Origin of the sequence: Clostridium saudiense, assembly GCF_000577815.1 — a bacterium.
GTDB lineage: Bacteria > Bacillota > Clostridia > Clostridiales > Clostridiaceae > Clostridium > Clostridium saudiense.
Map to the genome: position 1 here is coordinate 16,456 of NZ_CBYM010000001.1, position 11,983 is coordinate 28,438.

15 protein-coding genes are annotated in these 11,983 nt (G+C 28.6%); 14 read left to right on the plus strand and 1 reads right to left on the minus strand.

Annotated features, from left to right (window positions below):
- The first annotated feature begins 36 nt into the window (after positions 1-36).
- The 12 genes from TY07_RS00145 to TY07_RS00200 all read left to right on the plus strand — a co-directional run bounded on the left by TY07_RS00145 (position 37) and on the right by TY07_RS00200 (position 10,807).
- Positions 37-318: a hypothetical protein gene (locus TY07_RS00145; RefSeq protein ID WP_052330553.1), complete on the plus strand. Its 282-nt coding sequence runs from the start codon at positions 37-39 to the stop codon at positions 316-318.
- Positions 305-2,686 (plus strand): phage tail tape measure protein, encoded by a 2,382-nt coding sequence (locus tag TY07_RS00150; RefSeq protein WP_052330554.1) that lies wholly within the window; start codon positions 305-307, stop codon positions 2,684-2,686. Before TY07_RS00145 ends, TY07_RS00150 begins: the two co-directional genes overlap by 14 nt.
- On the plus strand, positions 2,687-3,385 hold the full coding sequence (locus TY07_RS00155; RefSeq protein WP_042393533.1) for a phage tail domain-containing protein: 699 nt from the start codon (positions 2,687-2,689) through the stop codon (positions 3,383-3,385).
- On the plus strand, positions 3,385-4,842 hold the full coding sequence (locus TY07_RS00160; RefSeq protein WP_042393537.1) for a phage tail protein: 1,458 nt from the start codon (positions 3,385-3,387) through the stop codon (positions 4,840-4,842). The genes TY07_RS00155 and TY07_RS00160 overlap by 1 nt, the downstream gene beginning before the upstream one ends.
- Entirely contained in the window at positions 4,835-6,022 is a 1,188-nt protein-coding gene (locus tag TY07_RS00165; protein WP_042393539.1) for a hypothetical protein, read from the plus strand. The genes TY07_RS00160 and TY07_RS00165 overlap by 8 nt, the downstream gene beginning before the upstream one ends.
- A 1-nt stretch (position 6,023) precedes the next feature.
- Entirely contained in the window at positions 6,024-7,205 is a 1,182-nt protein-coding gene (locus TY07_RS00170; protein WP_042393541.1) for a hypothetical protein, read from the plus strand.
- 94 nt (positions 7,206-7,299) lie between these two features.
- Positions 7,300-7,785: a GNAT family N-acetyltransferase gene (locus TY07_RS00175; RefSeq protein WP_042393545.1), complete on the plus strand. Its 486-nt coding sequence runs from the start codon at positions 7,300-7,302 to the stop codon at positions 7,783-7,785.
- A gap of 216 nt (positions 7,786-8,001) precedes the next feature.
- Complete coding sequence (locus TY07_RS00180; RefSeq protein WP_042393548.1) at positions 8,002-8,292, plus strand: hypothetical protein; 291 nt, start codon at positions 8,002-8,004, stop codon at positions 8,290-8,292.
- Between the two features lies 1 nt (position 8,293).
- Complete coding sequence (locus tag TY07_RS00185) at positions 8,294-8,554, plus strand: phage holin family protein (RefSeq protein ID WP_042393550.1); 261 nt, start codon at positions 8,294-8,296, stop codon at positions 8,552-8,554.
- A 62-nt stretch (positions 8,555-8,616) separates the two neighbouring features.
- On the plus strand, positions 8,617-9,525 hold the full coding sequence (locus TY07_RS00190; RefSeq protein WP_042393552.1) for an N-acetylmuramoyl-L-alanine amidase: 909 nt from the start codon (positions 8,617-8,619) through the stop codon (positions 9,523-9,525).
- 266 nt (positions 9,526-9,791) lie between these two features.
- Positions 9,792-10,352: an ImmA/IrrE family metallo-endopeptidase gene (locus tag TY07_RS00195; RefSeq protein ID WP_052330555.1), complete on the plus strand. Its 561-nt coding sequence runs from the start codon at positions 9,792-9,794 to the stop codon at positions 10,350-10,352.
- A 2-nt stretch (positions 10,353-10,354) separates the two neighbouring features.
- A complete protein-coding gene (locus TY07_RS00200) occupies positions 10,355-10,807 on the plus strand; it encodes a hypothetical protein (protein WP_042393554.1) in 453 nt (150 codons plus the stop codon).
- Between the two features lie 60 nt (positions 10,808-10,867).
- Here TY07_RS00200 and TY07_RS17900 read toward each other — a convergent pair whose 3' ends face one another.
- The gene (locus tag TY07_RS17900; protein ID WP_157029102.1) at positions 10,868-11,041 is read right to left on the minus strand and encodes a hypothetical protein; all 174 of its coding nucleotides are present in this window, start codon (positions 11,039-11,041) and stop codon (positions 10,868-10,870) included.
- Positions 11,042-11,262: 221 nt separating this feature from the next.
- On the opposite strand from TY07_RS17900, the gene TY07_RS00205 reads away from it, so the two are divergent.
- Complete coding sequence (locus TY07_RS00205) at positions 11,263-11,511, plus strand: hypothetical protein (protein WP_042393556.1); 249 nt, start codon at positions 11,263-11,265, stop codon at positions 11,509-11,511.
- 143 nt (positions 11,512-11,654) lie between these two features.
- Entirely contained in the window at positions 11,655-11,855 is a 201-nt protein-coding gene (locus TY07_RS00210; RefSeq protein ID WP_042393558.1) for a helix-turn-helix transcriptional regulator, read from the plus strand.
- The last annotated feature ends 128 nt before the right edge of the window (positions 11,856-11,983 follow it).

Genomic DNA, 11,983 nt, shown 5'->3' on the forward strand with positions numbered 1-11,983 from the left:
AGTGGAGATACTCAAGAGTTTTCTATTGAAAACTGCATGAAAATAGCCACTAGGATAGGGATTTCTTTAAAAGATTTTTGGGATATGACTCCTTTAGAATTATTTATATCTATAGAAGCATTTGAAGATAGAGAGAAAGAACGTTCTAAAGAAATATTAATACAAGCTTATTATACTGAATCTTTTGCACGAATGAAGAAACTTCCAAAACTTAAAGATTTATTGAAAGAAAAGAAAAAGCAAACAAATGAACAAATGTTAGAAGTAGTTAAAAGATTAAATGCAATGATGGGAGGTGAGGTTATTGGCAATAATTAAGAACCTCTTAGTAAGAGCTGGAGCTGATTTTTCACAACTACAAAGTGAAATGCAAAAAGCACAAAAATTTATGCAAACTGCTGGAAAACAGATAACTGATATAGGGAAGACACTTACAATTGGAATAACTACTCCGTTAGTTGGACTAGGTGCTACTGTAGTTAGTGTTACGGCGAACTTTCAAGAAAGTATGAGTAAAGTTGCTGCTATAAGTGGAGCTACTGGAGATGATCTTGAAAAATTAACTGAAAAAGCTAAAGAGATGGGAGCTACTACAAAATATAGTGCTTCTGAATCAGCTGAAGCGTTTCAATATATGGCTATGGCTGGTTGGAAAACAGAAGATATGCTGGATGGTATTAGCGGTATAATGAATCTTGCAGCTGCTTCAGGTGAAGAATTATCGACTGTAAGTGATATTTGTACAGATGCTTTAACGGCATTTGGAATGTCGGCTAAAGATAGTAGTAAGTTTGCTGATATATTAGCAAGTGCATCATCTAATGCAAATACGAACGTATCTATGTTAGGAGAATCATTTAAATATGTTGCACCACTTTGTGGATCAATGGGATATTCTGCAGAAGATGCTTCTATTGCATTATCATTAATGGCAAATGCAGGTATAAAAGGAAGTCAATCAGGTACTTCTTTAAAAACAGCATTAACCAATATGTTGGCACCAACTAACTCTATGGCTGGAGTTATGGAGGAATATGGGATATCATTAACTAATGCAGATGGCTCTATGAAATCATTAAAAGAAGTTATGATTATGCTAAGAGAAAAAATGGGTGGACTAGATGAAGCAACGCAAGGAGCAGCTGCATCTACACTATTTGGTAAAGAAGCATTAGCTGGTATGTTATCAATAATAAATGCAAGTGATGCAGATTTTGAAAAGTTGACTAATGCAATTTATAATTGTGATGGTTCAGCCAAAACGATGGCAGATACTATGCAAGATAATTTAAATGGTAAAATAACTCAATTAAAATCAGCACTTGAAGGAGTTGCAATATCATTTGGAGAGGTTTTAATTCCAATGTTAACAAAAGTAGTTGAAAAAATAACAGGAGTTGTTCAAAAGTTTAGTAACTTAGATGAAGGAACTAGAAAGTTAATATTAACAATAGGAGCTGTAGCTGCTTCAATCGGGCCTTTACTTTTAATGATAGGTAAAATGCTTACAGTTGGAGCAAGTATTGCAAAATGGGGCAAAGGTGTATCAGGAGCATTAAAAGCAGTACAAGCTGGAACTAAAGGGGTAGGAGCTATAATGACTGCTGTATTTGGACCAGGAGGAATTGTTTTATTGGTTATTGCTGGAGTAGCTGCATTAGTTGCTGGGTTCATGTATTTATGGAATACAAATGAAGATTTCAAGAATTTCTTTATTAATACATGGAATGCAATAGTTCAATTTATGGCACCTATATTAGAATACTTAAAAACTGTAATACTTCAATGCTGGGTTGATGTAACAACTATGTTACAACCTTATATAGAATCAATAAAAGCATTTATAGTAGACTCATGGAACTTTATTTTAACTACAATAATACCAATTTTAAATAATATTTGGAATGCAATAGTAACAGCATGGCAATATGTATGGGAAACATTACAACCAATACTTGCACAATTAAAGGAAACAATTTCTGCTGCTTGGGACTTTATATTAACAATAATATCTATTGCATTAGATAAGATTTCAACAATAGTATCTCTTGGTTTTGAAATAGTAAAAGGTATATTTACAGCAGTAACTAGCGCAATTAAATTTATATGGGATAATTTTGGAGATTTAATAGTTAGTAAAATTAAAAATGTTTGGGATACTGTAGCAGGAGTTGTTAGTGGGGCATCTAAAGTACTTCAAGGTATATTCCAAACACTTACGGGATTACTTACAGGAAACTGGAGTAAATGCTGGGAAGGTATAAGCAATATAGTATCTGGTGTGTGGCAAGGGATAACAAGCTTCGTAAAAGGAGGAATTAATGCAATAATAAGCTCAATTAATGTGTTCATAAGAGGAATAAATAAAATAAAAGTTCCCGACTTTGTACCAGGGTTGGGTGGAAAGGGATTTAATATATCGGAAATTCCTATGTTGGCTAAAGGAACTGATTATTTTAAAGGGGGACTTGCCATAGTAGGGGAACAAGGCCCAGAGCTAGTATCAATGCCTAGAGGTTCACAAGTTATACCGAACAGAGAAACTGAAAATATACTTTCAAATGGTGGAACATTCATATTACAAACTGTATTAGATGGCAAAGTTGTTGCTGAAACAATTGCACCGTATTCTGATATAGTAGGAGGAAATAGATTAAATTTAAGTAAAAGAGGGGTGCTTGTATAAATGTTAGGTATAAAAAAAGATAATAAACATAGCTATAATGACTTTGGAATTAAAATATTATCCAGATCTATAAGTATTCCCTCAAAAAGAAAAATCAAAGATACTGTTCCTTTCATGAATGGTTCTTATGATTTTTCTTTATTATATGGAGAACAAACTTATGATGAAAGAGAAATAACATATACGTTTAGCCTTCCTAAAAAAGATAAAGTTAAATTAAATATGTTAAAAATTAAAATAATTGAATGGCTTTATGATGGTATTCAATCAAAGTTATATGATGATCAAATTCCAGGATTTTATTTTTTAGCAGAATGTACTGGTATAGATTATGATGAAAGCTTTTATAATTATGCTCAATTAACAGTTAGCTTCACAGCATATCCATTTAAAATATCTACACTTCAAGATGGTCATGATATATGGAATGAATTTAATTTTGAACTTGATATAGTCCAAAACACTAAGTTTAATGTTATAGAAAATGAATCTATTACTTTATACAATAATAGTGCAGTAGGAGTATATCCAACTATTATATGTGATAATAATTTTGAAATAATAAAAAATAACATCACATATAGATTTGTTCCAGGAGAAATGAAATCTTTTGATTTTAAATTAGATAAAGGAGAAAATAATTTATTATTAAAAGGTAATGGTACTATAGAATTTAAATGGTTTAAGGAGGTATTGTAATGTATCTCGTAAAAATAATAAATGATGGTGTAGAAACTATTATAAATCATGTTTCTACAAGTAATAAAGCTAATAGAATAAGTGGGACTATTAAGAAGGGAATAAACTGTATTGATAGTTTCACTTTTAATATTTTTCATAATAATGAGGGGTATAATTTGATTAAGCCACTAAAAACATTAATTAATGTTTATAATACTAAAACTAATAAATATGAATTTAGGGGGAGGGTATTAAAACTAGTAGGTGAAATGAGTAGTTCAGGAGTAATAAGTAAAAATTTTGTTTGTGAAAGTGAATTAGCATATTTAATAGATAGCAATCAGTTGTATGGAAAATATCATAATATTACACCTAAGGGTTATTTAAAACTAATTTTAGATAACCATAATTCTAAAGTGGAAGAATTCAAAAGATTTGAATTGGGTGAAGTTACAGTAACTAATACTACTGATAATTTATATAAATATCTTGCTTATGATACTACCTGGAAAAATATTAATGATGATTTACTAGATACATTAGGTGGAGAGCTTCAAATAAGATATGAAGGTAATATTAGATATTTAGATTATTTAACTGAGATAGGAACTACCTGTACTACTGCATTAAGATTAGGGAAAAATATTAAAGATATAAGCAATGAAAAGGATCCTACGACTTATTATACTAGATTAATTCCACTTGGAACAAAGTTAAGTATAACTGATGAAGAAGGAAATGAGGTTGACACAGAGGAAAGGTTAACAATTTCAAGTGTTAATGCTGGAATAAATTATTTAGATGATATTGATGCAATAGAAGAATTTGGGATAATAGAAGGAATTGTTACTTGGGATGAAGTTACAACTCCAGCTGCATTATTAACTAAAGGCAAGAATTATCTTAAATCACAAAAAATATCTATAACTAATAAAATCAATGCTTTAGATTTAAGTCTTATAGGATTAGATATAGATAGTTTTGAAGTAGGTAATTATTATCCTTTAAAACATGAATTACTAGACATTGATTATAACGTAAGAATAATAGAAAAAACAATTGATATATCTTCTCCAGAATCATCTAGTATAACTTTAGGTGATAAACAAATAGATATTAAAGATTATCAATTAGAAATGGAAAAACAGACAAATAAAATAAATTCTATAAGTAAAGATATTACATCCACTAAATTAGAGATTAAAAATGTTTCTGCATTAGCAAATACAACAGCTAAAAGTGTTAATAAAGTAAGTGAGGAGGTAATAAACTTGGGTAATAATACAAGTGGAACAATAGCTGCTATGGTTGAATCAATTACTTTATTATCTGAAACAGTACAAGCTATAAGTGAGGATTTAACAAATATAAATTCTACAATATTACAAGTAAATGAAAACATAGTAGAGATGAATAAAACTATTAAAGAAAATAGTGATAGAATAACGGTTTTAGAGGAGGTAGTAAATGGCTAGTATACAAAATTATTTAAATCAAATAAAAAGCGCTGTGTTTGGAAAAGATGTAAGACAAGCAATACATGATGCTATAGAGGAATGTTATAATACTGCATCTATAGATCATGACAATGCTAATATGGAGGTTAAATTAGCAAGAGGAACACATAATACTCTTAATGATAGGTTAGAAGCAAATGAAGAAAAACAAGAAAACTTTAGCGAACAATTGGATAATAGTATTCAGTATGCTAAAGATGAGATTACTAAAATTTATAATAACGGTTTAAGAAAGTGTAAGGCAACATTCGGCTTTAGTGCTATAGGTTCAGCATGTAGTGATTGTACAACCTTAGAAGATGAAATAGCAATGCTAAATAAATTTAAAGAAATTGGGATAACTTCATTTATTTGTTGCATGTATGTTAATGAAGAGGGTGGTACATTTGAAATAGAAGACGATTTAAGTCTTTTAAACGGTACAATAAATTACTGTATGGAAAATGGGTTATCTATTCCATCAATAAAATTACATTTCAAGAATATTGATACAATAGATGGGTCATTCTATAGTAAATTAGAAAATTTACTAATAAGATTACACAATATTTTCAAAGTGGTTAATTATGAAACATTATTTATGTGGAATGAAAGAACAGATGATTTGTCAAATAATTATTTAACAACGGCATTAACTAGTGCTTCAGCACTTTGTACAAATGTTTTAAAGGTTAAACCCGCTATCGCATTGCAAGGTTACACCCCAATAGGGAAAATAAAAGATAATAAATCTTTAATTGATAGTTTAAAAGTTATAGGTATAAACCATTACCCACATATATCAGCAAAGGGTGAGGATACTGTAATCGCTGATAGCATAAATGGTTGGAAATCTTCATATATAACAGAAAATATAAAATACATTAAGAACTTAAATCCAAACCTTGATGTTTATATTTCAGAAAGTGGTCTTATTGCAAGTTGGAGAGCATTATGCGACCCGGGCTACTGGTCTTATGATTGGCAAACATACGACAATAATACTGGTAAAGTTTGCGAAATATATTATACTGGAATGTTAGAAACATTAAAAAACGAAGATATACCTTATATATTTGGCTGGTTTCCTCATGATTTTGTAAAAAACACGAGTGTAATGAAAAAAATGTATGATAAATACTATAATGGAGGTAGATAAAATGGGGTACTATGAAACTGGTGTACTATATTCAGAACAAAGTGATAATTATATAAAAATTTTATCTGTAGACGAAAGAGTTAATTATAATCAGACTTGTGTTATAAAGCTAACCCAATATAGTACAGAGAACAAATCTATGTCATCTGAAGATATAAATATTTACCTAGGTGATAAAATTACTTTTGGTATAAGTGATTTTTCTACGAATTTTAGACTAAGAAGTGTCTGGTCGCCGTTAGAATACTCAATAACAAAACAATACATTCCTGGTGATGTAGTTTTGTATGATAATAAAATATACTGTTTAAAAAATAGGGCAACCGTAGGCACTCTACCATCATCAAGTAATTGGAATGAATTAGTTATTTATACTGATAAAACATACACAGAAAACAGTATTATATTATTTGAAGATGGTAACGTATATAGAGCAAAACAAAGCACAGGACTAAATGAAACACCTGTCAACAGTTCAAAATGGGAAAAAGTAAAAGGTAAAATGTCCTTATATGTAGGAATTATTAGTAATGGTGGTAGAGTAAGTTGTGAATTTATAAGTGGAAACGAACAAATGTTACAATTTGAAAACAATAATACTATGCCAGAATATACATTAGACGGTTATAAACAAACAATTAACGGAAAGCAAATATTAACACCACAAACACTTAGCTATCAAAATAATAAATTCACAGGATATATAAAAGACAATATTATTTTAGACAAATACTCTAATAAAGTATTTATTAGTCATAAACCTGCTTCGGGTGGAATGAAAATTGCCACAGTTAACTTAGTAAAAAACACTACATTAAATTTTGATTTAGAAATAGATAACTTATTCTTTACTGAAAAAAATATATCGGGCAAGGTAAAGGTAACAGTTATCGGTGATAAAACTTCGCAAAATGTAAATTTAAAACCAGTTGGGTACACTTCTGATTTTGCATCAACTTCTTTTAATGTAGAAGTATGGAATGATAATGGTATATTAAACTTTTATTTTATACCAGTAGAGGAGGGCTTCTTCAAAATATCATTAAATAATATAGTATGCTTATGTAAAGAAACAAATGTGTTAAACCAAGGTTGTGGCTATGTTTGGAGTAATGGAGTTAACTGTCAAGATGAATTTAGAGGAAATAAAGTGACTTCTTTATTCAATACACGTAGTTCATAATTGATAAATATTGTTCGTAAAAATTAAAGATATTTTATACTCATGTTTACAAAAAGTTTATTTTATCAGTATAACTTATATAGAGGTGATAAAAATGAAAAATGAAATAAAAAAATGGGGATTACCCCCAATATTGGAACAAAGAAAGGTAGATTTTATGTTTGAGCCCAATAAGTTATTAGATAAAATCAACAACACAAAGAAAGATTGTATTAAGAATTATTATAGAGGTTTACACTCTACGGATGGTTCAGTTAAATTCTGCTTATATGACTTTGAATCAAATGAAATAGTATTTACTATGGATTTTTTTGAAAGTGGTAATTTTTCTCGAAGTAATTATATAAAGCTTCAAATATTATATGTTAATAATCCGGAGCTTAGAAATAAGGGTATAGCTACTTATTATTTAAGAAAACTACGAGATTATGCTGTAGAAAGAGGAGTTGCTAAAATTAAAATACCTGTTGATACAAATGATAAATTATTTGAAAATAAAGAGAATGCATTATCTAAAGAAGAATTAATTAGATTTTATAAGAGCATAGAGAATAAAAATATGTTTATAGAAATTCAATAATTCATAATAAAACAATTAAGAGTTTAGGAAGCTAGGCTCTTTTATTATGTTTAAAAATAAGAGAATAAGTTATTAATTAAAACCCGTAGCAAGCAACTTATTCTCTTATGTTATGTGAATGAATCACAGTAATATTTTATGAAAAGATATTAAATATATTCATGGTAAAGTCAGGATCCGAAAGGTTTTTATAAAAAACAAAAGGAAGGTGTAAAGATGGAAACAATAAGCATTGCATTAGCTTGTACAATCGCAGGAGCTGTTATAAGTTATGCTACTTTTCAAAGGAATAGAGGACATGACATTAGAGCAGATACGAGGGAGGAGGCACAAACTAGAGCCAAGCTAGATTATATAGCTACAGCAGTTGATGAGATAAGGCTAGATAATAAAGCTAGGGATAGGGAAGTAACAGAACTTAAAGAGAGAGTTATAAGAAATGAGGAAAGTGTAAAATCAGCGCATAAGCGCATTGATGGATTAGAAGAAGAAAGAGGAGCGTGTTAATATGGATTTAAGTTTTTTAAATGAATTTGTAGTTGTTATAGTTTTAGCGTTTTGCTTAGGTATAGGTTTTATTATTAAATATTCACTAGATTTTATAGATAATAAATATATTCCATTAATTATGGGAGTCGTAGGTGTAGCATTTAATATATTTGTTAATTCAGGAGCAGTTACTCCAGTTGTTATTGTTGGAGGGCTTATAAGCGGACTTGCTTCAACTGGATTATATGAAATGTTTAGAAATTTTATAAGCAAAGAATAATTTTTGAGAGCCAATAGGCTCTCTTTTATTTTATAAAAATATATTGAAAGAAGGAATTAATTATGGAAATTAAAAAAATAGCAGTTAGAGGTGGACACACAGAATTATGTACAGGAGCATCAGCATTAATTGATGAACTAACAGAAGATAGAAAAGTTAAAGATGCAGTTATCAAATATTTAAGAGAATTAGGGTATGAGGTATTAGATGTGACACCACCAGTAAATTATACTTCAAGTATAAGTGCAGATTTAGCATATGGAGTTAATAAAGCAAATGAGTGGGGTGCAGATTTATTTATATCTATTCACTTTAATAAAGCTTACGATTCTTATAATGGAGCATTAGGTAGCGAGGTATGTGTTTACTCAAATTATGATATAGCTCAAAGAGTAGTTAACTCTTTAGAATCATTAGGATTTAAAAATAGAGGTCAAAAAATTAGAACTGGACTATATGAATTAAGAAATACTAATATGAAAGCCATGATAGTTGAAACTTGTTTTGTAGAAGCTACAGAAGATGTTGCTTTATATAGAAGATTAGGACATGATAAAGTTGGTCAAGCTATAGCAGAAGCTATTGTAAATGGTAAAGCTGTTGAAAATACTACAACAGTTAAAAATGAAGAAATAATCAAACCAGTACAAGCTCCAGTATCTAATACAGATGATTGGGTAGCAAGACTTCAAGCTGAATGTAATAATCAAGGTTTTTCAAATCAAAAAGTAGATGGTATTCCAGGAGCTAATACTTTAAAAGGTTGCCCTACACTTAAGAAAGGTGCAAGTGGTAATATTACTAAACTATTACAAGAAAAACTTGTTACATTAGGATATTCTACTAACGGGGTAGATGGTATCTTTGGTAGTGGCACTTATTCTGCTGTAAGAGAGTTTCAAAAGACTAGAGGACTTTCAGCAGATGGAATTGTTGGTCAAAATACTTGGAGAAAATTATTAAATTTATAATTATTTAAGGCTAGTAGGTAGGAGAAATCTTACTTACTAGCCTTTTTTATTTCCCAAGATAAAATATGAAATTTAATATAAAATTGTATAAAAACATTAAAAAATAGTAAAAAAATATGAAAAAAAGTATAAATTCATCCGAAACGATACTTGTCTATTTCCCGATAGAATGATAAAGTATAAATAAGTAATAACACCATATATTTCGCATATACTGTATATTAAATTGAAATAAGGATATACTTTAACAAAATGAGGTGCAATATATGGGGAAATTAATATATTTAAATGGGAAAGATGGGATTAATATGGAAAAGATAGAGATAGAAAAAAAGACAAATGAGATCTTATCTAGTTATGATATTTTAGATATACCAGTAGACCCTATAGATATAGCTAAAAAGTTGAATATAAAGGTATTTAATCGTAACTTCAATAGTTTCTCAAATGATACTGTATCTGGAGCCATAAAAAAAGAAAATAATAATATTAATATATATGTAAATGAAGAAGATACACTTGAAAGAAAAAGGTTTACTATTGCACATGAGTTAGGACATTATTTTTTACATTTAAGATGTAATCCAAATAAAGAGTTTGTAGATATGCATAGAAGAACAGGATACAACACTCAACTTCCTGAAGAAAAGGAAGCTAATCAATTTGCAGCAGCTATTCTAATGCCAGAAAAGAAAGTAAGAGAATTATATAAATCTATAAACAATTTAGGTGTTAGCGAAAGTTTTATAATAGAATGGCTAAGCGAAAGATTTTTTGTTTCTAAGTCAGCAATAAAATTTAGATTAAAGAATTTGGGGTTAATATAAGAATGGTGAATACAGAGAATTTAGATGAAGAGTGCATAGAGTTAGAAGAAGGTTATCCTAGTCTAGATGATTTAATGCTAGATAGTATAGAGAGTTCTGATGGAGTTATAGAATCTACAGTATCTAGAAATAATTCAAATTCCGACTTTATAGAAATATTAAATATATGGAAAACGGAAAGACAATTAGAGTTAGGATTAAAGAAGATAGTCTGCAAAGCTTTAATAGCGCTTATATTTATAGAAGCCATATTCATAGGAGTTATGGTAGGCTTACAAGGGGCAAAAATATGGAGTTTTGAAGAATGGACTTTTAGATTAATTATAGTAAGTGTTTTTGCTGAAATAGTAGGAGTATTTATTATAGTTGTTAAAAGTTTATTTCCAGAGGATTCTAGTAAATCTATGTTAGATCTTATAAAACATATATACGGAAACAATAGAAGGGATAGTTAGAATTTAATTTAGCTATTCCTTCTATTGTTTATAACCAGAACCTAAAAGAGTAGGACAAACCTACTCTTTTTTATTTAAATTAATTAAATTCTTTTTTGCTTCCTCATATTGCTCTTTAGTAAAAGGAATATTATTTTCCTTTAAAACTTCAACATACCTATCTAAATCTACAATTGTTTCACCTTGTCTCATTTCAAAAGGATTATTTATATCTTTTAGTTTAAAATTAAGCATCTTTAGAACCTCCAATGTTAATATATCGTGATTATAACACATTACATATAACTTTTTTTTAAAAGTATCATAATGAAACTTTTAAAAAGTTCACAAAGAACAATAATCTATATTTATATAATTAATTTTACAATTAATTACACTACATTTGGAAAATATGTTACTATTAAATTATAATTGTATTAATTTGGTTATCATAAATAATAAAAAGGGGGATATATATGAAAAAAGTAAATATTAGTAAAGGAATTATGATAAGTGGAATAATTTACGCATTAACATTATTATTAGAAGTATTAATTCAGGGGATCACTTTAAGTTCAGCGAATGGTGGTTTTGTTGTTATGAATATTTATCTTATATCATTAGTAATAAGACCTATTTCGCTTATAGTATTTATTATATTTGCTTGTAAAGCATTGACTATAATATTAAAAGCATGTTCTATATTGATTAATGAAAAGAAATAATCTTAAATTAATAGCGTAAAAGGAGATTAAAATTTATCTATTTTAATTGTAACCAATAAAAGGAAAAGCAATCGCCTCATAGAATAAAATATATATATGGATATAAAAATTAACAAAATAAATTGACAGAATTGAGGTGAGGTATGGTTAAAAATAGACTGAAAGAAATAAGAATGACAAAATATATGATGAACTCAAATGAGTTTTGTAAGATGATTGGAATAAGTCCAAGTACTTATAGTCAAATAGAAACTAATAAGCAGCAGGGGAATATAGAAACAATATTGAAAATAAGTAAGGCTCTTAATCTAAAGGTAGAAGATATTTGGTACCTTGAAGATTAAGGGCCTTTTTCTTTTTATAAAAAATATTTCTAAATATAAATTTTATTCACAAACAGGAATATAATTTATACTCGTGAATACATATATAACAAAGGGCAACAAAGTAGCCTTAAATAATGTATTTGGAG